The sequence below is a fragment of the Klebsiella sp. w6 genome (assembly GCF_033100215.1).
GTDB lineage: Bacteria > Pseudomonadota > Gammaproteobacteria > Enterobacterales > Enterobacteriaceae > Klebsiella > Klebsiella variicola.
The window spans coordinates 145,654-169,419 of sequence record NZ_CP136907.1 but is presented as its reverse complement, the minus strand read 5'-3'; the positions used below and the strand labels follow the sequence as shown (position 1 = coordinate 169,419).

The window sequence follows — 23,766 nt, the reverse complement described above, 5'->3', positions numbered from 1 at the left end:
GGCGGTAAGTTATTTTCCCCCCTCCCGACGGGAGAGGGAGTCAACAATCAGCGGCGATTGTAACGCCTCCTTGCGCAAACTGTTACCTGCCTGGGTCAAGTCCGCGGCGGTTCGGTACGCGCAAAGCTGGCGCGCTGGAACAACGCATCCACCAGCTTCACCAGTTGCGGCCGGGTGGCGCACCAGCCGGGCGCGACCCGGCGAAAGTTCAGATAAGCAATGGCGCAGGCCGTTGAAATGGTCGCCAGATTAACCTCGTCGCCGCGCAGCGTTCCGTCTGCCGCGCAGGCTTCCAGCCGGTCGAGGCCGCGAGCCACTTTCTCCCGCTGGCGGAGCAGCTCTTGCTCTGACTGTTGCGCGCCCGGGCGAGCCTTTTCACGCACCAGCGCCTGGGCGGCCTCCATCACCCCATCCGCAAGCGCCTCTAGCTGACGCATCCTGAGAGCGGCTCTGGGGTCGGCGGGGATCATCGGCGGCGCCACGCCCAGCAGCTCCAGATACTGGGCGATGACCGGGGAGTCAAACCAGCACTCACCGTCGTCCGTCACCAGCGCCGGTACCTTGCCCAGCGGGTTATAGCGCGCCACACCGTTGCTTTCGCTGTAGGGGGATTCGTTGACAAACTCAAAAGGGATGCGCTTTTCCAGCAGGATCACGGAGATTTTGCGCACAAAGGGACTGGTGTAGCTGCCGATCAGTTTCATAACCTGCTCCTTATCGCCAACAAATTATCGCCAACAAAGATATGAGTATGGCTCAGGGCAGGACAAAAGGCAGGTGAGCGTCCCGCTCAACCTGCCGCCGATCGCATTAATGATCGAGATAGAGGTAGTGCATCCAGCTGGTCATCCGCAGCAGCACTTTACGCATCACCGAGACGTGGGCGAAATGGTCGGAGTAGACCGCCACCTGCGCGTAGATACCATCAGGCAGCGCATCAATTTCGGCATTGGGGTCGAGCTCGATGGTCGCCAGCACGCCATCGCTGCCCGGCGTCACGGTCAGCGACTGTAACGCCCCTTGCGCCTGATAACTTCCTCCCGGCACCACCGGTAAAATACTCACCAGTTTGCCGTGGAACACCTGCCCGGGCAGGGCGTTAAACACCGCTTCCGCGTCGTCGCCTTTCTCCAGCCTTAACAGGGAATTTTGCCGAAACTGGGCGACGATCAGCCGTTTTTGCTCGGGGATAAACACCATCACCGGACGCAGCGGCAGCGAGGCGGCATAGGTCCCCGGACGGATCAGCACCTGGGTGATATACCCATCGCTTGGCGCCCGCACGGTGGTCTGATCGAGATTATATTTCGCCTCCGCCAGCTGGGCGCGCAGGCTGGCCACTTGCGACTGCTCGCCGTTGATCATGCTGTCCAGCTGGCTCTGGATCTGCGCCTGCTCCGCCACCGACGCCTTGACCAGCGCGTCCTGGGCAAGGTAATTCTGCCTGGCGTTATCGATGTCGCTTTCCGAGAACGGGTTCACCCGCGCCTGGCTCCCTTTCAGGTAGCGCTGATAGTCCTTGTATAAGCGATCGCGTTCCGCCGACACGCGGGTGGTGTTGGCCTGGGCTTCAGAGAGCTGCGCTTTGAGGGTGTTAATACTGTGCAGCGCCGTCACCAGGTCGGCCTGCAGACGGTCGACCCGCGCCTGATAGCGTGCCGGGTCAATGGTAAAAAGCACCTCACCCTTTTTGACGCGCTGATTCGCTTTGTCGGTGACGCTGTTAACCACTCCGGTAACCTGCGGCGTAATAGGAATAGATATCACCGCCTTTTGCGCCAGAAAGGTGTAAGGGTGGTTATAGTTCATTAATAAAATAAGCGCGCTAACAATAAATACGCCCCCCAGCGCCGCGGTAGGTACCGTCCATTTATTTACCGGTATTTTGAAGATTTTAAATATCGACCAGGCGATGGCCACGTAGGTCAAAATTATCAACAGATCCATAGATTATTTCTCCGCCGCAGAGGTGGACTGCGGCCGCTGAATGGCCGCCACCTGGTGTTCAAGGTCGCTCAGTCGTTGGCGAAGCTGTTGTATATCGGTCTCTTTTTCAGGTTCGTCAGGGGCCGTATTCGCCTTATGCTGCATGCCCCAGCCGCGCTCAGGCTGGTACAACGTGGCCCAAATCCATAAAAACGGCCAGATGACGTGGAGAGTAAAAAGACTGACCCATCCGGCGACATGAATAGCATCGGAATGAGGGTGGTTGCGTTTTTTGGCGATCAAATAAGGAATATCGTGAATAATGATAATCCCATAAAAAATGACCAGAAAAACGAAGATCAGAACGCCCAGCGCAAAATAATTGAGAAACATAATTCCCTCGGCTTTACGCTAATAATTTATATGAGTTTTATTCACGACCCACTGACATTCGGTCCGCTATTTTGAGCATAATTCACGCCTTTCATTTTTGCCATCCGGCGTAAAAAAGTTATTCGGCAGTTAAGGTTGCTTAGTTACAGAGCCATCTCGCCCTGGCCGCAAAACCGGGCCGAGATCACAGCGGCAAAAATCCACCGTGAAATTCTTTGTGATCAAAATCACAAACAAACAACAAAACCACGAAACAAAATTGTGACAAATATCACACAAAAAGGCAGATCAGCGGCTAAAAAGGCGCTGTGTTGTTTTTTTACACAGGAATTATGTGATCAACATCACTACAAAAAGCGCTTTGCCCCCTATATTCATGTGATCCGTATCACACAAAAGGGCGCTGACTGGACAGCTAAACGATTCAGTGCCAGATTTCGCACTATCAATCAGGGCCCGGCTACCTCTGCCGCCACATTAACAACAAACCTCGGGCTTTAAGCCTGCGCGATACGCAAAACAGAAGAAGGGGTGTTTTATGTCATCCGATATCAAGATCAAGGTGCAAAGCTTTGGTCGTTTCCTCAGCAATATGGTGATGCCGAATATCGGCGCGTTTATCGCGTGGGGTATCATCACCGCGCTTTTCATTCCGACAGGGTGGTTGCCAAACGAAACGCTGGCGAAGCTGGTCGGTCCGATGATCACCTACCTGCTGCCGCTGCTGATCGGTTACACCGGCGGTAAATTAGTCGGCGGCGAACGTGGTGGCGTGGTCGGGGCGATCACCACCATGGGCGTTATCGTCGGCGCGGATATGCCGATGTTCCTCGGCTCAATGATTGCCGGCCCGCTGGGCGGCTACTGCATCAAGAAGTTCGATAACTGGGTAGACGGTAAGATCAAATCCGGTTTTGAAATGCTGGTGAATAACTTCTCCGCTGGCATCATCGGGATGATCCTCGCCATTCTGGCCTTCCTCGGCATCGGCCCGGCGGTTGAAGTTCTGTCGAAAATTCTGGCAGCTGGCGTTAACTTTATGGTGGCGCACGACATGCTGCCGCTGGCGTCTATCTTCGTGGAACCGGCAAAAATCCTGTTCCTCAATAACGCCATTAACCACGGTATCTTCTCGCCGCTGGGTATTCAGCAGTCCCACGAGCTGGGTAAATCTATCTTCTTCCTGATTGAAGCTAACCCGGGTCCGGGGATGGGCGTTCTGCTGGCGTACATGTTCTTTGGTCGCGGCAGCGCAAAACAGTCAGCAGGCGGGGCGGCTATCATCCACTTCCTGGGGGGTATCCATGAAATCTACTTCCCGTACGTGCTGATGAACCCACGTCTGATCCTGGCCGTTATCCTCGGCGGGATGACCGGTGTCTTCACCCTGACCATCCTCAATGGCGGTCTGGTCTCTCCGGCTTCCCCTGGCTCTATCCTGGCGGTGCTGGCGATGACGCCGAAAGGCGCCTACTTCGCTAACATCGCCGCGATTATCGCAGCGATGGCGGTCTCCTTCGTGGTCTCTGCGGTTCTGCTGAAGACCAGCAAGGTAAAAGAAGAAGACGATATCGAAGCCGCAACGCGTCGTATGCATGACATGAAAGCGGAATCCAAAGGCGCCAGCCCGCTGGCGGCCGGTAATGTCACCAACGACCTGAGCCATGTGCGTAAAATCATCGTCGCCTGCGACGCCGGGATGGGTTCCAGCGCCATGGGTGCCGGGGTGCTGCGCAAGAAAGTGCAGGATGCCGGACTGAGTAACATCTCGGTTACCAACAGCGCGATCAATAACCTGCCGCCGGATGTTGACCTGGTCATCACTCACCGTGACCTGACCGAGCGGGCGATGCGCCAGGTACCACAGGCGCAGCATATTTCGCTGACCAACTTCCTCGACAGCGGTCTGTACACCAGCCTGACTGAGCGTCTGGTCGCGGCCCAGCGCCACATCGAGAATGAAGTGAAAGTTACCGATAGCCTGAAAGACAGCTTTGATGATGGTGACAAAAACCTGTTCCAGTTGGGTGCGGATAACATCTTCCTCGGGCGCAAAGCAGCCACCAAAGAAGAAGCCATTCGCTTCGCCGGCGAGCAGCTGGTGAAAGGCGGCTACGTCGAGCCGGAATATGTGCAGGCGATGCTGGACCGCGAAAAACTGACCTCGACCTATCTCGGCGAGTCCATCGCGGTCCCGCACGGCACCATCGAAGCGAAAGACCGTGTGCTAAAAACCGGCGTCGTCTTCTGCCAGTACCCGGAAGGCGTGCGCTTCGGGGAAGATGAAGACGATGTCGCCCGCCTGGTGATCGGTATCGCGGCCCGCAACAACGAGCATATTCAGGTTATCACCAGCCTGACTAACGCCCTGGATGACGAAACCGTGATTGAGCGCCTGGCGAAAACCACCAGCGTCGACGAAGTTCTGGCACTGTTGAATAAATAACCAAAGCAGTCCATTCCCTCTCCCTTTGGGAGAGGGTTTGGGTGAGGGGCAAAGCCTCACCCCAGCCCTCTCAGGTAAAAACATTAATTGAAGGTTAATACTATGAAAGCATTACATTTTGGCGCAGGTAATATCGGACGTGGCTTTATCGGTAAATTGCTGGCCGACGCGGGCATTGAACTGACGTTCGCCGATGTCAATCAGACCGTACTTGATGCCCTGAATGCCCGTCATAGCTATCAGGTTCACGTCGTCGGTGAGAATGAGCAAGTGGATACTGTCTCCGGCGTCAATGCCGTCAGCAGCATCGGCGATGAGGTTGTGGACCTGATCGCTGAGGTGGATCTGGTCACCACCGCCGTCGGTCCCGTCGTACTTGAGCGCATCGCCCCGGCCATCGCCAAAGGGCTGGCGAAGCGCAAAGCGCAGGGCAGCGAACGTCCGCTGAACATTATCGCCTGCGAAAATATGGTGCGCGGCACCACGCAGTTAAAAGGCCACGTGTTTAACGCGCTGGCGGAAGAAGATAAAGCGTGGGTTGAAGCCCATATCGGCTTTGTCGACTCAGCCGTTGACCGTATTGTGCCGCCATCGGCTTCCGCCACCCATGACCCGCTGGAAGTCACCGTGGAAACCTTCAGCGAGTGGATTGTCGATAAGACGCAGTTCAAGGGCGCGCTGCCGACTATCCCGGGAATGGAATTAACTGATAACCTGATGGCATTTGTCGAACGCAAGCTCTTCACCTTGAACACCGGGCATGCTATAACCGCCTACCTCGGAAAACTGGCGGGCCACCAGACGATTCGCGACGCGATCCTCGACGAGAAAATTCGTGCCGTCGTGCAGGGCGCGATGGAAGAGAGCGGTGCGGTGCTGATCAAACGTTACGCCTTTGACCCGCAGAAACACGCGGCTTATATCCAGAAAATTCTTGGACGTTTCGAGAACCCGTACCTGAAAGACGATGTTGAGCGCGTTGGCCGTCAGCCGCTGCGCAAACTGAGCGCTGGCGACCGTTTAATTAAGCCGCTGCTGGGTACCCTGGAATACGGTCTGCCGCACCGCAACCTGGTGAAAGGGATTGCAGCGGCGATGCATTTCCGTAGCGAAGACGATCCGCAGGCGCAGGAGTTGGCAGCCCTGATCGCCGACAAGGGGCCGCAGGCCGCGCTGGCGCAGATTTCCGGCCTGGATGCCGCAAGTGATGTCGTCGCGGAGGCCGTTAACGACTACAACGCGGAAAAATGATGCACAACCTGGCGCGACCAACGTCGCGCCCATTACGACTCCTGTCAGATATGCAGGCAATGATGGAAGAAACACAAGCATTTGAAAACCGTGTGCTTGAGCGTCTGAATGCTGGCAAAACCGTACGAAGCTTCCTGATCGCCACCGTCGAACTGTTAACGGAAGCGGTCAATATTCTGGTGCTTCAGGTGTTCCGTAAAGACGACTACGCGGTGAAATACGCCGTCGAGCCCTTGCTGGAGGGCAGCGGGCCGCTCGGCGATCTCTCTGTACGCCTGAAGCTGATTTATGGCCTTGGGGTGATAAGTCGTGCCGAATATGAAGACGCCGAACTGCTGATGGCCCTGCGCGAAGAGCTTAACCACGACGGCAATGAGTACAGCTTTACCGACGACGAAATTATCGGTCCGTTCGGCGAGCTGCACTGCGTCGCCGCCCTGCCGCCAACGCCGCAGTTTGATGACAGCGATGCCGAACTGCTGGCAATGCAGAAGCTGCGTTACCAGCAGATGGTGCGCTCAACAATGGTGTTGTCCCTGACTGAGCTGATTTCGCGAATCAGCTTAAAAAAAGCCTTCCAGAAATCAACGCTCTGACTCCGGCTCCGTCTGGTCGCAGGTCGGCCGGTAAAGCTGACGATAATATTCCAGACGCTGCAGAAACAACGCTTCCTTATCCTGGGGAATATCTCGCGGTATATGCTGCAGACGCGGAGATTTTTTCAAATACTCCATAAACGCCTGACTGGAAGCCATAAAATCAACCGCTTTATCGATTAAACGTGGTACGCCGTCGCCGATCTTTGCCATCACGTCCTCCTTTTGGGAATAATCTGATTAATCATTAGCCAAATCACCGGCGCGGGTTAAGGAAAACGTGCTTATCTGCCGACGGGCTTCACAGAAATGAAATTAGAACGAGTATTAGGCGGAATATTAATAAAATTCAAATCATTAGCGAGCGCTGGTATAGCATTCTGCAGGCGATAAACGGCGAATTTTTGATAAATAGCTATCAACAATGACGGTCACAGCACATACTATAGGCGAATGAAGCCCCTTTATTAACAGATTAAGTCACCATGAAAGAAGTCGAAAAGAATGAAATCAAGCGCCTGAGCGACCGTCTCGACGCCATCCGCCATCAGCAGGCCGAGCTGTCGCTGGTGGAAGCCGCCGACAAATACGCCGAGCTGGAAAAAGAAAAAGCCACCCTGGAAGCGGAGATTGAACGTCTGCGTTCCGTCCAGAGCCAGAAGCTGAGCAAAGAGGCGCAGAAACTAATGAGCCTGCCGTTCCGCCGCGCGATCACCAAAAAAGAGCAGGCCGATATGGGCAAGCTGAAGAAAAGCGTTCGCGGTCTGGTGGTCGTCCATCCGATGACCGCCCTGGGCCGGGAAATGGGTCTGAAAGAGATGACCGGTTTCGCCCGCAGCGAATTCTGATCCCCTGCCCTCTCCGCCCGGAGAGGGTCATTCTGTCTTCACTTCCCACATTTTTCCCCTCAGCCAGGTCGATTGGTCCAACCAATAATTTCATCTACCCCCCAGCAGTTCACAAATCCATCAAAATACATCACAAACACGTTGCTTAAGAGCAACATCTGATTAACCATTCGTTGTCATCAACCCTGATACCCTTAATTGGCCGGGCCAATTTTACCTACGATGGGATCGGCAATGAGCGCAGACTCAGCCCTCCTCTCCTGGCGGCCCGATGGAGACCCTGCATGAATCTCTGGCAACAAAACTACGATCCCGCCGGTAATATCTGGTTATCCAGTCTTATCGCATCGCTACCGATTCTGTTTTTCTTTTTTGCGCTGATTAAGCTCAAACTGAAAGGCTACCTCGCAGCCACCTGGACCGTCGCTATTGCGCTGGCCGTCGCCTTGCTGTTCTATAAAATGCCGGTGGACCGCGCCTTAGCCTCGGTGGTCTACGGCTTCTTCTACGGCCTGTGGCCTATCGCGTGGATTATTATCGCCGCGGTCTTCGTCTATAAAATCTCGGTGAAGACCGGGCAGTTCGACATCATCCGCTCATCGATTCTGTCGATTACGCCGGACCAGCGCCTGCAGATGCTGATCGTCGGCTTCTCGTTCGGCGCCTTTCTCGAAGGGGCGGCGGGTTTCGGCGCGCCGGTGGCGATTACCGCCGCGCTGCTGGTCGGCCTTGGGTTTAACCCGCTGTATGCGGCTGGCCTGTGCCTGATCGTCAACACCGCGCCGGTGGCCTTCGGCGCGATGGGCATCCCGATCCTGGTCGCCGGCCAGGTGACCGGTATCGACAGCTTTGCTATCGGCCAGATGGTGGGCCGCCAGTTGCCGTTCCTGACCATTATCGTCCTGTTCTGGATCATGGCCATCATGGATGGCTGGCGCGGCATCAAAGAGACCTGGCCGGCGGTGATGGTGGCAGGCGGTTCGTTCGCTATTGCCCAGTACCTCAGCTCTAACTTCCTTGGCCCGGAGCTGCCGGACATCATCTCGTCGCTGGTCTCCCTGGTCTGTCTGACCCTGTTCCTCAAACGCTGGCAGCCGGTACGCATCTTCCGCTTCGGCGATATCGGCGCCTCGCAGGTGGATATGACGCTGGCCCGCACCCGCTACACGGCGGGACAAGTGATCCGCGCCTGGTCGCCGTTCCTGTTCCTGACCGCCACCGTGACCCTGTGGAGCGTACCGCCGTTTAAAGCGCTGTTCGCACCGGGCGGCGCAATGTATGACTTCGTCATCAATATTTCGGTGCCGTTCCTCGACAAAATGGTTGCCCGTATGCCGCCGGTGGTTAGCGCCGCGACGCCATACGCCGCGGTGTATAAATTCGACTGGCTGTCGGCAACCGGCACCGCCATTCTGTTCGCCGCCCTGCTGTCCATCGTCTGGCTGCGCATGAAGCCAAAAGACGCGCTGACCACCTTCGCCGGGACGCTGAAGGATCTGGCGCTGCCGATCTACTCTATCGGCATGGTGCTGGCGTTCGCCTTTATCTCCAACTACTCCGGGCTGTCGTCGACCCTGGCCCTGGCGCTGGCGCATACCGGCCACGCGTTTACCTTCTTCTCGCCGTTCCTTGGCTGGCTGGGGGTATTCCTGACCGGTTCGGACACCTCGTCTAACGCCCTGTTCGCCGCACTGCAGGCAACGGCCGCGCAGCAGATTGGCGTCTCCGATATTCTGCTGGTCGCGGCCAACACCACCGGCGGTGTCACCGGCAAGATGATTTCCCCTCAGTCGATCGCCATCGCCTGCGCCGCGGTAGGCCTGGTGGGTAAAGAGTCGGATCTGTTCCGCTTTACCGTCAAACACAGCCTGATCTTCACCTGCATGGTGGGCCTGATCACCACGCTGCAGGCCTACGTTTTAACCTGGATGATCCCGTGATAGTGATGCCTAAACGCCTGGCCGACGACGTGGCGCGTCGCGTCCGGGCGCTGATTGAAGAACAACAGCTGGAGGCGGGCATGCGACTGCCCGCTGAACGCCAGCTCGCCGCCCAGCTCGGCGTCTCGCGCAATTCCCTGCGCGAAGCGCTGGCGATGCTGGTCAATGAAGGCGTGCTGCTGAGCCGTCGCGGCGGCGGCACCTTCGTCCGCTGGCAGCATGAACCGTGGTCGGAGCAAAACATCGTCCAGCCGCTGAAGACGCTGCTGGCCGATGACCCGGACTACAGCTTCGACATCCTCGAAGCCCGCCACGCCATCGAGGCCAGCACCGCGTGGCACGCAGCGATGCGGGCCACCGACGCCGATAAAGAAAAAATTCGTCTGTGCTTTGAAGCGACCCAGAGTGAAGACCCGGATATCGCCTCGCAGGCGGATGTCCGCTTCCATCTGGCCATCGCCGAAGCCTCGCATAACGTGGTGCTCCTGCAAACCATGCGCGGTTTTTTCGACCTGCTGCACTCCTCCGTTAAGCAGAGCCGCCAGCGCATGTATCTGGTGCCGCCGGTGTTTGCCCGCCTGACTGAACAGCACCAGGCCGTTATGGAGGCTATTGTTGCCGGTGACGCCGAGGCGGCGCGCCAGGCGATGATGGGCCACTTAGGTTTTGTCCACGCCACGATTAAACGTTTTGATGAAGACCAGGCCCGCCAGGCGCGAATTACCCGCCTGCCCGGTGACCACAATGAAAATTCCAGGGAGAACTCGTGATGATTATTTCCGCCGCCAGCGACTATCGCGCCGCCGCACAGCGTATCCTGCCGCCGTTTCTGTTCCACTATATCGACGGCGGCGCCTACGCCGAACATACCCTGCGCCGTAACGTCGAGGACCTGTCCGATGTGGCCTTGCGCCAGCGTATTTTGCGCAATATGTCGGATCTGAGTCTCGAGACCACTCTGTTCAATGAGAAGCTGGCGATGCCGACGGCGCTGGCGCCGGTCGGGCTGTGCGGCATGTACGCTCGCCGCGGCGAAGTGCAGGCCGCCGGCGCGGCGGACGACAAAGGCATTCCGTTCACCCTCTCTACCGTTTCCGTTTGCCCGATTGAAGAGGTCGCCCCGACCATCAAACGCCCGATGTGGTTCCAGTTATACGTCCTGCGCGACCGCGGCTTTATGCGCAATGCGCTGGAGCGCGCCAAGGCCGCCGGCTGCTCGACGCTGGTCTTTACCGTCGATATGCCGACCCCTGGCGCCCGCTACCGCGACGCCCATTCCGGCATGAGCGGCCCGAACGCCGCCCTGCGCCGCTACTGGCAGGCGGTGACTCATCCGCAGTGGGCGTGGGACGTCGGCCTTAACGGTCGCCCGCACGATCTGGGCAATATCTCCGCCTATCTCGGCCAACCGACCGGTCTGGAGGATTACATCGGCTGGCTGGCGAATAACTTCGATCCGTCGATTTCATGGAAAGACCTCGAGTGGATCCGCGATTTCTGGGACGGTCCGATGGTGATCAAAGGGATCCTCGATCCGGAGGACGCCCGCGACGCGGTGCGCTTCGGCGCTGACGGCATTGTGGTCTCTAACCACGGCGGCCGCCAGCTCGATGGCGTGCTCTCCTCGGCCCGCGCCCTGCCGGCCATTGCCGACGCGGTGAAAGGCGACATTACCATTCTCGCCGACAGCGGCATCCGCAACGGGCTCGACGTGGTGCGGATGATCGCCCTGGGCGCCGACAGCGTGCTACTGGGCCGCGCTTACCTGTACGCCCTGGCGACCCACGGTAAGCAGGGCGTGGCGAATCTGCTGAACCTGATCGAAAAAGAAATGAAAGTGGCGATGACCCTGACCGGGGCGAAAACCATCCGTGAAATCAGCCGTGATTCGCTGGTGCAGAACGCCGAAGCGCTGCAGACCTTCGATGCGCTCAAGCAGAATAACGCCGCGTAGGCGGCGGCGTCATTCTCTCCCCTCACCCTAACCCTCTCCCTCAGGGAGAGGGGGCTGTCCGGCAGACAGGTTAGCGGCGGCGTTTCCCTGAGCCTCTGTCCACGAAAAGTATCGACTGATGGGTGAGTCCTTTACCCGCACCCTCCGATCCACCGACCGGCGCCGGTTTTCCCCCTCTCCCTCAGGGAGAGGGCCGGGGTGAGGGTTCGCCAAATATCTGCTATTCTGCCCCCCGCAATTAAGGGGGCAGTATGCTGAACATCGTGTTATTCGAACCAGAGATCCCGCCGAACACCGGGAATATTATCCGCCTGTGCGCCAACACGGGCTTCAGTCTGCATATCATTGAGCCGATGGGCTTTACCTGGGACGATAAACGCCTGAGACGCGCCGGACTGGACTATCACGAGTTCACTGCCGTGCAGCGCCATGCGGATTACGCGGCGTTTCTCGCCAGCGCGCAGCCACAGCGGTTGTTCGCCCTGACCACCAAAGGCACGCCGGCGCACAGCGCAGTGAGCTATCAGGATGGCGATTTCTTGATGTTTGGCCCGGAAACCCGCGGTCTGCCAGCCTGCATCCTCGATGCCCTGCCGCCAGAGCAGAAAATCCGTATTCCGATGATGCCGGACAGCCGCAGCATGAACCTGTCCAACGCGGTGTCGGTGGTGGTGTATGAAGCCTGGCGCCAGCTGGGGTATCCGGGCGCCGTGTTGCGCAGCTAACCTGAGCCATTCCCGGATGGCGGCGCACCGCGCCTTATCCGGGCTACATATCTAAGCTTAACAGCGGCAAATGGCAATACATCAAATCCCGTCGCCGTACTCGAAGGTGTGGTGGATGCCGTTGAAATGCTGATCCATGTCCATCGCCGGCTTGTCGCTCTCCGGCTTGCCAACGATGCGCGCCGGTACGCCCGCCGCGGTGGTGTGCGGCGGAACCGGCTGCAATACCACCGAACCGGCGCCAATCTTCGCCCCACGTCCCACTTCGATATTACCGAGGATCTTCGCCCCGGCGCCAATCATCACGCCTTCGCGAATTTTCGGGTGACGGTCGCCGCTGGTTTTACCGGTACCGCCGAGGGTGACCGACTGCAGGATAGAGACGTCATCTTCAATCACCGCCGTTTCGCCGACCACAATGCCGGTGGCGTGGTCGAGCATGATCCCGCGGCCGATTTTCGCCGCCGGGTGGATATCCACCTGGAAGGAGACGGAGACCTGATTTTGCAGGAAAATCGCCAGCGCACGTCGGCCCTGAGTCCACAGCCAGTGGCCGATACGGTAGGCCTGCAGCGCATGGAAACCCTTCAGGTAGAGCAGCGGCGTGGAGTATTTATCCACCGCCGGGTCGCGCGTGCGCACCGCCTGAATATCGCAGGCGGCGGAGGCGATCATTTCCGGATCGGCGGCATAGGCCTCTTCCACCACTTCGCGAATGGCGATCGCTGGCATAATCGGCGAGGCCAGCTTGTTGGCCAGCATATAGCTCAGCGCACTGCCCAGATTTTCATGCTTGAGTAGCGTAGCGTGGTAAAAACTGGCGAGCATCGGCTCACAGTCAGCCAGAGCCCGGGCTTCGGCTTTAATATTATTCCAGACGATATCCAGTTCTTCACACGGCATTGCATACTCCAGACGATATGATAATGACCTGCCAGTTCTGCGCTGGCAGGGTCATTCAGGTGACAAAGGAAAGCTAATTGCTGCTGCGCTCGTCCTTGCGGGCGCGACCCAATAAGGTCAATGCTGCCTCGCGCGCAATTTTTCCGCAATACAATACCTGATAAATTTCCTCGGTTATTGGCATTTCGACACCTAAACGCTGTGCCAGAACGCGAACCTCCTTGGTATTGCGGTAGCCTTCGACCACCTGGCCAATCTTGTCCTGGGCGCTCTGCACGTCCATACCCTGGCCGAGCATCATGCCGAAGCGACGGTTACGGGACTGGTTGTCGGTGCAGGTGAGCACCAGGTCACCGAGGCCGGCCATGCCCATAAAGGTTTCCGGATCGGCGCCCAGCGCCGCGCCGAGACGGGACATTTCCACCAGCCCACGGGTAATCAGCGCCGTACGCGCATTGGCGCCGAAGCCGATGCCATCCGACATACCGGCCCCGATGGCAATGACGTTTTTCACCGCGCCGCCGAGCTGCACGCCGATAAAGTCCGGATTGATGTAGACGCGGAAACTTTTGCCGCAGTGCAGCAGGTGCTGCAGATCCTCGGCAAACTGCGGATCCGTCGCTGCCAGCGAAATCGCCGTCGGCAGACCGGCGGCCAGCTCTTTGGCGAAGGTTGGTCCCGAGATCACCGCCAGCGGGATATCATCGCCCAGCGCTTCACGCGCCACGTCCTGCAGCAGGCGGCCGGTTTCAGCCTCGAGGCCTTTGGTCGCCCACACCAGACGTGCGTCGGGACGCATCAGCGGTTTAATCTGACGTAACACCTGGCCGAACACATGGCTTGGCACCACGACAAGGATGTCGCGGCTGGCGGCCAGCGCGGTGGCCAGGTCGCTCTCAAGATGCAGAGTATCCGGGAAAGGCACATCGGGAAGGAACGCGGCGTTGCAGCGATCGTGTTGCAGCGTCGCGATATGTTTCGGGTCATGGCCCCAGAGCACAACGTGGTGGCCATTTCTTGCCAGGGTGATGGCAAGAGCGGTGCCGTAAGAGCCGGCACCGATCACAGTCATTGCAGCATTAAGTGCGTTCATCAGGCATCCTGATGTTGTTCAGCACCTTCGCCAGCCTGCTGCTGCAGATAGTTCATAAACAGCGCGTCGAAGTTCACTGGCGCAAGGTTAAGTTGCGGGAAGGTGCCGCGGGAAACCAGGCTGGTGATGCACTCACGCGCGTACGGGAACAGAATGTTCGGGCAGTATGCGCCGAGGCAGTGCGCCATCTGGGTGCCTTCGATGCCGTCGATGGAGAAAATACCGCCCTGCTGTACTTCACAGAGGAACGCGGTTTCTTCGCCCAGCGCGGCGGTCACGGTCACACGCAGCACCACTTCATAAACGCCTTCAGCCAGCTGGGTGGAGGCGGTATCCAGATCAAGTTTAACTTCCGGCTGCCAGTCTTTCTGGAAAACTTGCGGCGCGTTCGGCGCTTCAAAAGAGATATCTTTGGTATAGATACGCTGGATCTGGAAGGTCATTTCGGTGCTGTTTTGTTCTGACATAGTAAAACCCTTTCGTGTTGTCCTTAAATACGCGCTTCCGCCAGGGAAAGCGCGCAAAAATTAGCGCAAGAGGGGATCAAGTCCACCACGTGAATCAAGCGCATACAAGTCGTCACAGCCGCCAATGTGCTGCGCATCAATAAAAATCTGCGGAACCGTCGTCCGTCCGCTACGCTGGATCATCTCCTCACGCTTCGCGGCATCGCCATCGATCGGCAACTCATGGAACGTTACGCCTTTGCTGTTCAACAGCGCTTTCGCGCGTACGCAGAACGGGCAGGTCGCTTTGGTGTAGATCTCAATATTGGCCATGACTTTACTCCTGTTTTTACCCTGGGGTTTTACGCCGCAGCCTGAGCTTCCCCTCACGTCAGGCATGAAGGGGAAAGCGCGGCGGCATTACCACGCGAGGTAAGTTATTTGCCGCGTACCAGAGGAAGGTTTTCGCCGCTCCAGCCTGCGATGCCCTCTTTCAGTACAAAGACTTTTTCAAACCCGGCTTTGTTCAGCGCGCTGGCTGGCTCTTGCGCCTGCATGCCGGAACCGTCTACCACAATAATGGGTTGCGATTTGTGTTTTTCCAACTCGCCGACGTTATTGGCTTTGATATCGGCAGGCAGCAGGTTGATGGCGCCGGCAATATGGCCTTTACGGAAATCGTCACGCTGACGCAGGTCGACCACCACCGCATCTTCTTTATTGATAAGACGCGTCGCTTCACCACGGGTGATGACTTTAACTTTCGACATCAACCCTTTAAAGGTGGTGAAGAGTACCGCACCCAGCAGCGCGATCCACGCGATGCTCAGGACCGGGTGACGGCCGATGAATTGCATAATTTCTTGCATGGGGGGTTACAACTCCCGACTAAGTGATAAAAAACCAGGGAAGGAGTATACCTGTGCATTGCGGCAAATACAGCCAGTGAGCGCGATGTAATGTATTTTCTGCGGGCGGTCACGAAAAAAAAGCCGCCTTCATCATCGCCTCTGACGCCGCCCCTTCCCTTTCTTTGATCTTTCACGGGGATTTAAACGATTCAGCTGTAGTAAAATTACGCAAAATTTCTGTCTTTGAGCATGAGGTTGTCGCAATGTCGGTTTCTAAAAAACCTATGGTACTGGTGATTCTGGATGGCTACGGCTATCGCGAAGACCAACAGGATAACGCCATTTACAGCGCTAAAACGCCGGTAATGGACGCCCTGTGGGCCAAACGTCCGCATACCCTGATCGATGCTTCTGGCCTGGAAGTCGGCCTGCCGGACCGTCAGATGGGGAACTCCGAAGTAGGCCACGTCAACCTGGGCGCCGGTCGTATCGTCTACCAGGACCTGACCCGTCTCGATGTTGAAATTAAAGAACGCACCTTCTTCGCCAACCCGGTACTCACCGCCGCGGTCGACAAAGCGGTTGCCGCCGGTAAAGCGGTCCACATCATGGGCCTGATGTCTCCGGGCGGCGTCCATAGCCACGAAGATCACATCATGGCGATGTTGGAGCTGGCAGCAGAGCGCGGCGCTGAGAAAATCTATCTGCACGCCTTCCTTGATGGCCGTGATACGCCGCCGCGCAGCGCGGAAAAAACGCTGGCGACATTCGAAGCCAAATTTGCCGCGCTGGGCAAAGGCCGCATCGCGTCTATTATTGGCCGCTACTATGCTATGGACCGCGATAACCGCTGGGATCGCGTGGAACAAGCTTATGATCTGATGACCCTGGCGAAAGGCGAATTCCAGGCCGATACCGCCGTCGCGGGTCTGCAGGCCGCCTACGCCCGTGACGAAAACGACGAATTCGTCAAAGCCACCGTTATTCGCGCCGCCGGCCAGGCCGATGCCGCGATGGAAGACGGCGACGCGCTGATCTTCATGAACTTCCGTGCTGACCGCGCGCGTGAAATCACCCGCGCCTTCGTCAACGCCGACTTCGACGGCTTCGCGCGTAAGAAAGTGGTTAACCTCGACTTCGTGATGCTCACCGAATACGCCGCCGACATCAAAGTCGCCTGCGCTTATCCGCCCGCCTCACTGGCTAACACCTTCGGCGAGTGGATGGCGAAGCACGATAAAACCCAGCTGCGCATCTCCGAAACCGAGAAATACGCTCACGTCACCTTCTTCTTCAACGGCGGCGTAGAAGAGCCGTTTAAAGGCGAAGAGCGTATTCTGATTAACTCACCAAAAGTGGCAACCTACGATCTGCAGCCAGAAATGAGCTCCGCCGAGCTGACCGAGAAACTGGTCGCCGCTATCAAAGGTGGCAAATACGACACCATCATCTGTAACTACCCGAACGGCGATATGGTTGGCCATACCGGGGTGATGGAAGCGGCAGTGAAAGCGGTTGAAGCGCTGGATCACTGCATCGACCAGGTGACTCAGGCGGTGGAATCCGTTGGCGGCCAGCTGCTGATCACCGCCGACCACGGCAACGCCGAGCAGATGCGCGACCCGGCCACCGGTCAGGCGCACACCGCCCATACCAACCTGCCGGTTCCGCTGATCTACGTCGGTAACAAAGCGGTCAAAGCGGTCAATGGCGGTAAACTTTCCGACATCGCCCCGACCATGCTGTCGCTGATGGGAATGGAAATCCCGCAAGAGATGACTGGCAAGCCGCTGTTCATCGTGGAATAATCCTTCCCCATGAGGGGAAAGGCGACGTATTCAACTACATGGATCGCAACGGCAGTTCGATCCGTCCTTTACGCCAGCGCGCTCAGCGCTGGCGTATTGCTGTGCGCGTCATCTGCGCACGCCGACGATCGCGATCAGCTAAAGTCCATCCAGGCCGACATCGCCGCCAGGCAGCGGGCGATTAAGCAACAGCAGCAGCAGCGCGCAAGCCTGCTCGCCCAGCTCAAAGCGCAGGAAGAGGCGATCGCCGCCGCGGCCCGCAAACTGCGTGAAACCCAGGACAGCCTGAACCAGCTCAATAAGCAGATTGACGAGATGAACGCTTCTCTCGCGAAGCTGGAGCGTCAGCGCGCGTCTCAGGAACGTAACCTCGCTGCGCAGCTTGACGCCGCGTTCCGCCAGGGACCGCATACCGGCATCCAGATGGTGCTGAGCGGTGAAGAGGGCCAGCGCAATCAGCGGATGCAGGTCTACTTCAGCTATTTCAACCAGGCCCGTCAGGAGACTATCGCGGAGCTGAAGAAAACGCGCGAAGAGATGGCGGTGCAAAAGTCGATGCTCGAAGAGAAGCAGAGCCAGCAGCAGACGCTGGTCTACGAGCAAAAAGCCCAGCAGGCGAAGCTGGAGCAGGCGCGTAACGAACGGAAAAAGACCCTTTCCGGTCTGGAGTCCGCCATTCAGCAGGGTCAGCAACAGTTAAGTGAATTGCGGGCTAACGAATCGCGCCTACGCGGTCGTATCGCCCAGGCGGAGGCTGCCGCCAAAGCCCGAGCCGATCGGGAAGCTCGCGATGCGCAGGCGGTGCGCGACCGCCAGCAGGAAGCATCGCGCAAAGGCACCACCTATAAACCAACGGAAAGCGAGCGTTCGCTGATGTCACGCACCGGCGGGCTGGGCTCGCCGCGCGGCCAGGCGTTCTGGCCGGTTCGCGGTCCGCTCCTTCATCGATATGGCGAACAGCTGCAAGGTGAACTACGTTGGAAAGGGATGGTTATCGCCGCGTCTGAAGGCACCGAAGTCAGAGCCATTGCCGATGGTCGGGTCATTCTGGCCGACTGGCTGCAGGGCTATGGTCTGGTGGTGGTGGTCGAACATGGCAAAGGCGACATGAGCCTGTATGGCTATAACCAAAGCGCGCTGGTCAGCGTCGGTACGCAGGTTCGTGCCGGTCAGCCTATCGCGCTCGTAGGCAGCAGCGGCGGTCAGGGCCGTCCGTCGCTCTATTTCGAAATTCGCCGCCAGGGTCAGGCGGTCAATCCACAGCCGTGGTTGGGAAGATAAGTTTTGCTTCAATTTCGCGCAATTGCTCTTGCCGTAGCCGGTTCGCTGGCTCTGGCGGCGCCAGCGTTCGCTGGCAAACTCTCCATCGTTATTGACGATTTTGGCTACCGCCCGCAGACCGAGAATCAGGTGCTGGCGCTGCCGTCAACTATCTCCGTCGCCGTGCTGCCGAACGCGCCGCACGCCCGGGAAATGGCCACGAAAGCGCATAATCTGGGCCATGAAGTGCTCATCCACCTGCCGATGGCGCCGCTCAGCAAACAGCCGCTGGAAAAAGACACCCTGCGTCCCGAAATGAGCAGCGAGGAGATCGAGCGCATCATTCGCGAGGCTTACGGCAAAGTTCCCTACGCCGTCGGGCTGAATAACCATATGGGCAGCGCGATGACTTCCAACCTGTTTGGCATGCAGAAGGTGATGCAGGCCCTGGAGCGCTACAATCTCTATTTTCTCGACAGCGTCACCATCGGCAACACCCAGGCCATGCGCGCCGCGCAGGGCACCGGGGTGAAGGTGATTAAGCGCAAGGTGTTTCTTGACGATACGCAGAATGAAGCCGATATCCGCACCCAGTTCAATCGCGCCATCGCCCTGGCGCGGCGCAACGGTTCGGCGATAGCCATTGGCCATCCGCATCCGACAACGGTGCGGGTGCTGCAGCAGATGGTCTATAACCTGCCGCCGGATATCACGCTGGTGCGCCCGAGCAGCCTGCTCAACGAGCCGCAGGTCGACAACTCGACGCCAAACTACGCTCAGCCGCCCGCGCAACAAACGCCGCCGCAGCAGCAGAAGCCGCGTAATCCGTTCCACGGCGTGAAGTATTGCAAGCCGAAGCGCCCGCTGGAGCCCGTGAACGCCAGCCGCTTCTTCACTATCCTCAGCGACAGCATCAGCCAGAGCGCGCTGGTCCAGTACTATCGCCTCAAATGGCAAGGCTGGGACAATCCCGGCAACTAGACCACTCAGGGGTCCGTTCGCTTTTGCGCGACGGGCGCCTGGTTATCTTCGTGGGCGTACCACGCCTTAAAATATTTGAGAAAGCTGTAAAACGTGGCGTACAGGCCGGTGACCACGCCGACTTTGCCAAAGCGCCACGCTCCGCTAAAGAGATACCACTTAAAGAAAGCGCCAATGGCGCTGACGATCCCCCGCGTCAGCGAAGGTTTGATCTGCTGGTACTTCACCAGCCGGGTGGTATAGCTGTTCAGCTTATTAAACACTTCATGCAGCGAATAAAAGGTGTCATGGCGTACAAAGCCCGGCAGCCTGACGGAGCGTGCGTGTCCGACCACCTGGTCATCCACCGGCCGGTCGTTAAACCGCGCCTGCTGGCGGTTAAAGAGACGCACCGGGTAATCCGGCGAAGAAATAGGGTAGATCGTTCGCACCTGCGTGCCGAGCACAAACCAGTAGCGCGGCAGACGCCAGGCGCAGGTTGGGTCCGGCTCCTCGCCCGCTTTTAACGCCTGAATGGCCGCCACTACGTCATTATCAAGAATCTCATCGCTATCCATACACAGCACCCAGTCATGGCTGGCCAGCCCGATGGCATAGTTCATCTGGGCGCCGTGGGCTTTATAGGCATGATGATGGACGGTGAGACCAAACTGCTGACAAATAGAGACCGTTTCGTCGGTGCTGCCGGAGTCGACGACGATACATTCATCGGCCACCTTCAGCAGCGGCGGCAGCACCTCCATCAGCAGGCGCGCAGAGTTACAGGTCAGTAAGCATACGGAGAGTTTAAGCATGATAGTTACAAAGTTAAACCGCGACTAAACACACTGTATAAGCGAATAACCGTAAAATCGATGTAGAAATTGTGCGCTTAATATTAAGCAGGCTAAAAATGTTATCCAAATCTAAATTAAGGCGCCCGCAGGCGCCTTTTTTGCTGATTTTTACAACAGCCCGGAGGCGTTATTCCCAGCTCAGAACCACTTTACCGGACTGGCCGGAGCGCATCGCGTCAAAACCTTTCTGGAAATCATCAATGCCGAAGCGGTGGGTGATGATCGGTGAAAGATCCAGACCAGACTGGATCAGCGCCGCCATTTTGTACCAGGTTTCGAACATTTCGCGACCATAGATCCCTTTAATAAACAGCCCTTTGAAGATGACCTTGGTCCAGTCGATGGACATATCCGACGGCGGGATACCCAGCATCGCGATACGGCCGCCGTGGTTCATGGTATCGAGCATGCTGCGAAACGCCGGCGGCGCGCCGGACATCTCCAGGCCCACGTCGAAACCTTCGGTCATGCCCAGCTCGGCCATCACGTCGTTGAGGTTCTCTTTCGCCACGTTCACCGCGCGGGTGACGCCCATTTTGCGCGCCAGCTCCAGACGGTACTCGTTGACGTCGGTGATCACCACGTTACGCGCGCCGACGTGTTTCGCCACCGCCGCCGCCATCACGCCGATCGGACCGGCGCCGGAAACCAGTACATCTTCCCCGACCAGATCGAAGGAGAGCGCGGTGTGCACCGCGTTGCCGAACGGGTCGAAGATAGACGCCAGGTCATCAGAGATATTGTCGGGGATTTTAAAGGCGTTAAAAGCCGGGATCACCAGATACTCGGCAAAGCAGCCCGGGCGGTTAACGCCCACGCCGATGGTGTTGCGGCACAAATGGGTGCGGCCCGCGCGGCAGTTGCGGCAGTGGCCGCAGGTGATATGCCCTTCGCCGGAGACGCGGTCGCCAATCTTAAAGCCGCGCACTTCCTGACCAATCCCCACCACTTCGCCGACGTATTCGTGACCGACCACCATCGGCACCGGAATGGTCTTCTGCGACCACTCATCCCAGTTGTAGATGTGCACGTCGGTTCCGCAAATAGCAGTCTTGCGGATTTTAATCAGCAGATCGTTATGGCCGACTTCCGGTTCCGGTACGTCGGTCATCCAGATGCCTTCTTCCGCTTTCAGTTTGGATAACGCTTTCATCTCACACCCTTATTAGGCGATGACGCCCAGTTGTTTGCCGATGCGTGTAAAGGCTTCCACCGCACGCTCAATTTGTTCAGGGGTATGCGCCGCCGACATCTGGGTGCGAATACGCGCCTGGCCTTTCGGTACCACCGGATAGAAGAAGCCGGTGACATAGATCCCTTCTTTCTGCAGCTCGCGGGCAAAGTTCTGCGCCACCACCGCTTCACCCAGCATCACCGGAATGATGGCGTGGTCGGCGCCCGCCAGCGTGAAACCTGCCGCGGTCATTTTTTCGCGGAACAGACGCGCGTTAGCCCACAGCCGATCGCGCAGGTCTGCCCCCTCTTCAACCATCTCCAGCACTTTGATGGAGGCGGCCACAATGGCCGGCGCCAGAGAGTTGGAGAACAGATACGGACGGGAACGCTGGCGCAGCCACTCAACCACCTCTTTGCGTGCGGCGGTGTAGCCCCCGGAGGCGCCGCCCAGCGCTTTACCCAGCGTGCCGGTGATGATGTCGACGCGACCCATCACGTCGCAATATTCATGAGAGCCGCGGCCGTTTTCGCCGACGAAGCCGACGGCGTGGGAGTCATCGACCATCACCAACGCATCGTATTTATCCGCCAGGTCGCAAACGCCTTTCAGGTTGGCGATCACGCCATCCATCGAGAAGACGCCATCGGTGGCGATCAGCACGTGACGCGCGCCGGCCTCGCGCGCTTCTTTCAGACACGCTTCCAGCTCCTGCATGTCGTTGTTGGCATAGCGGAAGCGCTTCGCTTTACACAGGCGCACGCCGTCGATGATCGAGGCATGGTTCAGGGCGTCGGAGATAATGGCGTCTTCCGGCCCGAGCAGCGTTTCAAACAGGCCGCCGTTGGCGTCAAAGCAGGAGGAGTAGAGGATCGCGTCTTCCATACCGAGGAAATCGGCCAGCTTCTTCTCCAGCTGCTTATGCGTGTCCTGGGTACCGCAGATGAAGCGCACCGAGGCCATCCCGAAGCCGTGGCTGTCCATACCGGATTTCGCTGCGGCAATCAGTTCCGGGTGGTTCGCCAGACCCAGATAGTTATTGGCGCAGAAGTTAATCACATGGCTGTCGCCGACGGTAATGTCCGCCTGCTGCGCCGAGGTGATGATCCGCTCTTCTTTGAACAAGCCTTCGGCCCGAGCGGTTTCCAGATTACTCGTTAACTGTTTGTAGAAATCACCACGCATTGCAACTCTCCAGATTCGGCAAAATTTGGCACATATTACCCAAAGCTATACGCTGATACGAGATGATGCAGGCCTGAATGAATTATTTGCAGCATAAATCACGTCAGCCCAGCACCTTATTCTGCGAATGGCTGTAGGCTTGCTCATGTGGTGATATGATATGAGCATTCATGCCCGGATTGTCTTCGGGCTCCCAACTTCAAAGGTACAGTTATGATCATCGTTACCGGCGGCGCAGGCTTTATCGGCAGCAACATCGTTAAAGCGCTGAATGACAAAGGCATCACCGACATTCTGGTTGTCGACAATCTGAAAGACGGCACCAAGTTTGTGAATCTGGTTGACCTGAACATCGCTGACTACATGGATAAAGAAGACTTTCTGATCCAGATAATGGCGGGTGAAGAGTTCGGTGAAATCGAAGCGATCTTCCACGAAGGCGCGTGCTCTTCCACCACAGAGTGGGATGGCAAGTACATGATGGATAACAACTATCAGTACTCTAAAGAGCTGCTGCACTACTGCCTGGAGCGTGAAATCCCGTTCCTGTACGCCTCTTCCGCCGCCACCTACGGCGGGCGCACCAGCGACTTCATCGAGTCCCGTGAGTACGAACAGCCGCTGAACGTCTACGGCTACTCCAAATTCCTGTTCGACGAATACGTCCGCCAGATCCTGCCGGAAGCCAATTCGCAGATCGTCGGCTTCCGCTACTTCAACGTCTACGGGCCGCGCGAAGGCCACAAAGGCAGCATGGCGAGCGTCGCTTTCCACCTCAACACCCAGCTGAATAATGGCGAAAGTCCGAAACTGTTCGAAGGCAGCGACGGCTTCAAGCGCGACTTCGTCTACGTGGGCGACGTGGCAGACGTCAACCTGTGGTTCTGGGAAAACGGCGTGTCCGGGATATTCAACCTTGGCACCGGCCGCGCGGAATCCTTCCAGGCGGTTGCCGATGCGACCCTGGCTTTCCATAAAAAAGGCAGCATTGAGTACATCCCGTTCCCGGACAAACTGAAAGGCCGCTACCAGGCATTCACCCAGGCCGATCTGACTAACCTGCGCAAAGCGGGCTATGACAAACCGTTCAAAACCGTTGCCGAAGGCGTAACGGAATATATGGCCTGGCTGAATCGGGATGCGTAAGAGA

Annotated in this window: 24 protein-coding genes; 12 read left to right on the top strand and 12 right to left on the bottom strand. The window is 57.7% G+C overall.

The features are described 5' to 3' along the window. Positions 1-95 precede the first annotated feature (95 nt). The 3 genes from R0140_RS00825 to R0140_RS00815 all read right to left on the bottom strand — a co-directional run bounded on the left by R0140_RS00825 (position 96) and on the right by R0140_RS00815 (position 2,319). Positions 96-704 carry a glutathione S-transferase gene (locus R0140_RS00825; RefSeq protein ID WP_004145238.1) on the bottom strand — a complete coding sequence of 203 codons (609 nt, stop codon included), beginning with the start codon at positions 702-704 and terminating at the stop codon, positions 96-98. A gap of 106 nt (positions 705-810) precedes the next feature. Then, positions 811-1,947, bottom strand: coding sequence for an HlyD family secretion protein (locus R0140_RS00820; RefSeq protein WP_009484617.1), 1,137 nt, complete (start codon positions 1,945-1,947; stop codon positions 811-813). A gap of 3 nt (positions 1,948-1,950) precedes the next feature. Beyond that, a complete protein-coding gene (locus R0140_RS00815) occupies positions 1,951-2,319 on the bottom strand; it encodes a DUF3302 domain-containing protein (protein WP_004152044.1) in 369 nt (122 codons plus the stop codon). 538 nt (positions 2,320-2,857) lie between these two features. Here R0140_RS00815 and mtlA point away from each other — a divergent pair. The 3 genes from mtlA to mtlR all read left to right on the top strand — a co-directional run bounded on the left by mtlA (position 2,858) and on the right by mtlR (position 6,612). Continuing rightward, complete coding sequence (gene mtlA, locus R0140_RS00810) at positions 2,858-4,765, top strand: PTS mannitol transporter subunit IICBA (protein ID WP_004173919.1); 1,908 nt, start codon at positions 2,858-2,860, stop codon at positions 4,763-4,765. Positions 4,766-4,867: 102 nt separating this feature from the next. Then, entirely contained in the window at positions 4,868-6,016 is a 1,149-nt protein-coding gene (gene mtlD, locus R0140_RS00805; protein ID WP_008806863.1) for a mannitol-1-phosphate 5-dehydrogenase, read from the top strand. Then, a complete protein-coding gene (gene mtlR / locus R0140_RS00800) occupies positions 6,016-6,612 on the top strand; it encodes a mannitol operon repressor MtlR (protein WP_002922401.1) in 597 nt (198 codons plus the stop codon). Before mtlD ends, mtlR begins: the two co-directional genes overlap by 1 nt. Here mtlR and R0140_RS00795 read toward each other — a convergent pair. Beyond that, a complete protein-coding gene (locus R0140_RS00795; RefSeq protein WP_012540317.1) occupies positions 6,601-6,825 on the bottom strand; it encodes a hypothetical protein in 225 nt (74 codons plus the stop codon). The genes mtlR and R0140_RS00795 overlap by 12 nt on opposite strands. Before the next feature lie 272 nt (positions 6,826-7,097). Between R0140_RS00795 and R0140_RS00790 the strand changes: the two genes are divergently transcribed. The 5 genes from R0140_RS00790 (at position 7,098) to trmL (ending at position 12,079) form a co-directional block, all read left to right on the top strand. Beyond that, positions 7,098-7,460 (top strand): YibL family ribosome-associated protein, encoded by a 363-nt coding sequence (locus R0140_RS00790; RefSeq protein WP_008806861.1) that lies wholly within the window; start codon positions 7,098-7,100, stop codon positions 7,458-7,460. Between the two features lie 284 nt (positions 7,461-7,744). Continuing rightward, complete coding sequence (lldP, locus tag R0140_RS00785) at positions 7,745-9,400, top strand: L-lactate permease (RefSeq protein WP_008806860.1); 1,656 nt, start codon at positions 7,745-7,747, stop codon at positions 9,398-9,400. Continuing rightward, positions 9,397-10,170 carry a transcriptional regulator LldR gene (gene lldR / locus R0140_RS00780; protein WP_008806859.1) on the top strand — a complete coding sequence of 258 codons (774 nt, stop codon included), beginning with the start codon at positions 9,397-9,399 and terminating at the stop codon, positions 10,168-10,170. Before lldP ends, lldR begins: the two co-directional genes overlap by 4 nt. Then, positions 10,170-11,354: an FMN-dependent L-lactate dehydrogenase LldD gene (gene lldD, locus R0140_RS00775; RefSeq protein WP_008806858.1), complete on the top strand. Its 1,185-nt coding sequence runs from the start codon at positions 10,170-10,172 to the stop codon at positions 11,352-11,354. Before lldR ends, lldD begins: the two co-directional genes overlap by 1 nt. Before the next feature lie 251 nt (positions 11,355-11,605). Beyond that, positions 11,606-12,079 carry a tRNA (uridine(34)/cytosine(34)/5-carboxymethylaminomethyluridine(34)-2'-O)-methyltransferase TrmL gene (trmL, locus tag R0140_RS00770; RefSeq protein ID WP_032740327.1) on the top strand — a complete coding sequence of 158 codons (474 nt, stop codon included), beginning with the start codon at positions 11,606-11,608 and terminating at the stop codon, positions 12,077-12,079. Positions 12,080-12,160: 81 nt separating this feature from the next. Here the strand turns inward: trmL and cysE are convergent, their stop codons facing one another. The 5 genes from cysE to R0140_RS00745 all read right to left on the bottom strand — a co-directional run bounded on the left by cysE (position 12,161) and on the right by R0140_RS00745 (position 15,390). Beyond that, the gene (cysE, locus tag R0140_RS00765) at positions 12,161-12,982 is read right to left on the bottom strand and encodes a serine O-acetyltransferase (protein WP_002922426.1); all 822 of its coding nucleotides are present in this window, start codon (positions 12,980-12,982) and stop codon (positions 12,161-12,163) included. A gap of 73 nt (positions 12,983-13,055) precedes the next feature. Further along, a complete protein-coding gene (gene gpsA / locus R0140_RS00760; RefSeq protein WP_008806857.1) occupies positions 13,056-14,075 on the bottom strand; it encodes an NAD(P)H-dependent glycerol-3-phosphate dehydrogenase in 1,020 nt (339 codons plus the stop codon). Beyond that, positions 14,075-14,542: a protein-export chaperone SecB gene (gene secB, locus R0140_RS00755; RefSeq protein ID WP_002922428.1), complete on the bottom strand. Its 468-nt coding sequence runs from the start codon at positions 14,540-14,542 to the stop codon at positions 14,075-14,077. Before secB ends, gpsA begins: the two co-directional genes overlap by 1 nt. 60 nt (positions 14,543-14,602) lie before the next feature. Beyond that, positions 14,603-14,854, bottom strand: coding sequence for a glutaredoxin 3 (gene grxC / locus R0140_RS00750; RefSeq protein WP_008806856.1), 252 nt, complete (start codon positions 14,852-14,854; stop codon positions 14,603-14,605). Between the two features lie 104 nt (positions 14,855-14,958). Continuing rightward, complete coding sequence (locus R0140_RS00745) at positions 14,959-15,390, bottom strand: rhodanese-like domain-containing protein (RefSeq protein ID WP_008806855.1); 432 nt, start codon at positions 15,388-15,390, stop codon at positions 14,959-14,961. Between the two features lie 245 nt (positions 15,391-15,635). Here R0140_RS00745 and gpmM point away from each other — a divergent pair, with 245 nt between their 5' ends. The 3 genes from gpmM to R0140_RS00730 are packed head-to-tail and all read left to right on the top strand — an operon-like array spanning position 15,636 to position 19,421. Beyond that, positions 15,636-17,180 (top strand): 2,3-bisphosphoglycerate-independent phosphoglycerate mutase, encoded by a 1,545-nt coding sequence (gpmM, locus tag R0140_RS00740; RefSeq protein ID WP_317703931.1) that lies wholly within the window; start codon positions 15,636-15,638, stop codon positions 17,178-17,180. A 9-nt stretch (positions 17,181-17,189) separates the two neighbouring features. After that, positions 17,190-18,461, top strand: coding sequence for a murein hydrolase activator EnvC (envC, locus tag R0140_RS00735; protein ID WP_008806853.1), 1,272 nt, complete (start codon positions 17,190-17,192; stop codon positions 18,459-18,461). 3 nt (positions 18,462-18,464) lie between these two features. After that, the gene (locus R0140_RS00730) at positions 18,465-19,421 is read left to right on the top strand and encodes a divergent polysaccharide deacetylase family protein (RefSeq protein ID WP_008806852.1); all 957 of its coding nucleotides are present in this window, start codon (positions 18,465-18,467) and stop codon (positions 19,419-19,421) included. Between the two features lie 5 nt (positions 19,422-19,426). On the opposite strand, the gene R0140_RS00725 is transcribed toward R0140_RS00730, so the two are convergent. From R0140_RS00725 to kbl, 3 genes are all read right to left on the bottom strand, one after another. After that, complete coding sequence (locus R0140_RS00725; RefSeq protein ID WP_230131485.1) at positions 19,427-20,164, bottom strand: glycosyltransferase family 2 protein; 738 nt, start codon at positions 20,162-20,164, stop codon at positions 19,427-19,429. Between the two features lie 220 nt (positions 20,165-20,384). Further along, positions 20,385-21,410 carry an L-threonine 3-dehydrogenase gene (gene tdh, locus R0140_RS00720; RefSeq protein ID WP_004205051.1) on the bottom strand — a complete coding sequence of 342 codons (1,026 nt, stop codon included), beginning with the start codon at positions 21,408-21,410 and terminating at the stop codon, positions 20,385-20,387. 12 nt (positions 21,411-21,422) lie between these two features. After that, the gene (gene kbl / locus R0140_RS00715; protein WP_008806850.1) at positions 21,423-22,616 is read right to left on the bottom strand and encodes a glycine C-acetyltransferase; all 1,194 of its coding nucleotides are present in this window, start codon (positions 22,614-22,616) and stop codon (positions 21,423-21,425) included. A 213-nt stretch (positions 22,617-22,829) separates the two neighbouring features. Between kbl and rfaD the strand changes: the two genes are divergently transcribed. Then, positions 22,830-23,762 (top strand): ADP-glyceromanno-heptose 6-epimerase, encoded by a 933-nt coding sequence (gene rfaD / locus R0140_RS00710; RefSeq protein ID WP_008806849.1) that lies wholly within the window; start codon positions 22,830-22,832, stop codon positions 23,760-23,762. Positions 23,763-23,766 lie beyond the last annotated feature (4 nt).

Coding starts and splice junctions, on each gene's coding strand:
- cysE (WP_002922426.1), bottom strand. CDS start 12,982: ATGCCGTGTGAAGAACTGGATATCGTCTGGAATAATATTAAAGCCGAA.
- R0140_RS00820 (WP_009484617.1), bottom strand. CDS start 1,947: ATGGATCTGTTGATAATTTTGACCTACGTGGCCATCGCCTGGTCGATA.
- R0140_RS00725 (WP_230131485.1), bottom strand. CDS start 20,164: ATGGAGGTGCTGCCGCCGCTGCTGAAGGTGGCCGATGAATGTATCGTC.
- gpsA (WP_008806857.1), bottom strand. CDS start 14,075: ATGAACGCACTTAATGCTGCAATGACTGTGATCGGTGCCGGCTCTTAC.
- mtlD (WP_008806863.1), top strand. CDS start 4,868: ATGAAAGCATTACATTTTGGCGCAGGTAATATCGGACGTGGCTTTATC.
- lldD (WP_008806858.1), top strand. CDS start 10,170: ATGATTATTTCCGCCGCCAGCGACTATCGCGCCGCCGCACAGCGTATC.
- mtlA (WP_004173919.1), top strand. CDS start 2,858: ATGTCATCCGATATCAAGATCAAGGTGCAAAGCTTTGGTCGTTTCCTC.
- kbl (WP_008806850.1), bottom strand. CDS start 22,616: ATGCGTGGTGATTTCTACAAACAGTTAACGAGTAATCTGGAAACCGCT.
- R0140_RS00825 (WP_004145238.1), bottom strand. CDS start 704: ATGAAACTGATCGGCAGCTACACCAGTCCCTTTGTGCGCAAAATCTCC.
- envC (WP_008806853.1), top strand. CDS start 17,190: ATGAGGGGAAAGGCGACGTATTCAACTACATGGATCGCAACGGCAGTT.
- secB (WP_002922428.1), bottom strand. CDS start 14,542: ATGTCAGAACAAAACAGCACCGAAATGACCTTCCAGATCCAGCGTATC.
- gpmM (WP_317703931.1), top strand. CDS start 15,636: ATGTCGGTTTCTAAAAAACCTATGGTACTGGTGATTCTGGATGGCTAC.
- R0140_RS00745 (WP_008806855.1), bottom strand. CDS start 15,390: ATGCAAGAAATTATGCAATTCATCGGCCGTCACCCGGTCCTGAGCATC.
- rfaD (WP_008806849.1), top strand. CDS start 22,830: ATGATCATCGTTACCGGCGGCGCAGGCTTTATCGGCAGCAACATCGTT.
- lldP (WP_008806860.1), top strand. CDS start 7,745: ATGAATCTCTGGCAACAAAACTACGATCCCGCCGGTAATATCTGGTTA.
- R0140_RS00790 (WP_008806861.1), top strand. CDS start 7,098: ATGAAAGAAGTCGAAAAGAATGAAATCAAGCGCCTGAGCGACCGTCTC.
- trmL (WP_032740327.1), top strand. CDS start 11,606: ATGCTGAACATCGTGTTATTCGAACCAGAGATCCCGCCGAACACCGGG.
- tdh (WP_004205051.1), bottom strand. CDS start 21,410: ATGAAAGCGTTATCCAAACTGAAAGCGGAAGAAGGCATCTGGATGACC.
- mtlR (WP_002922401.1), top strand. CDS start 6,016: ATGCACAACCTGGCGCGACCAACGTCGCGCCCATTACGACTCCTGTCA.
- grxC (WP_008806856.1), bottom strand. CDS start 14,854: ATGGCCAATATTGAGATCTACACCAAAGCGACCTGCCCGTTCTGCGTA.
- R0140_RS00815 (WP_004152044.1), bottom strand. CDS start 2,319: ATGTTTCTCAATTATTTTGCGCTGGGCGTTCTGATCTTCGTTTTTCTG.
- R0140_RS00795 (WP_012540317.1), bottom strand. CDS start 6,825: ATGGCAAAGATCGGCGACGGCGTACCACGTTTAATCGATAAAGCGGTT.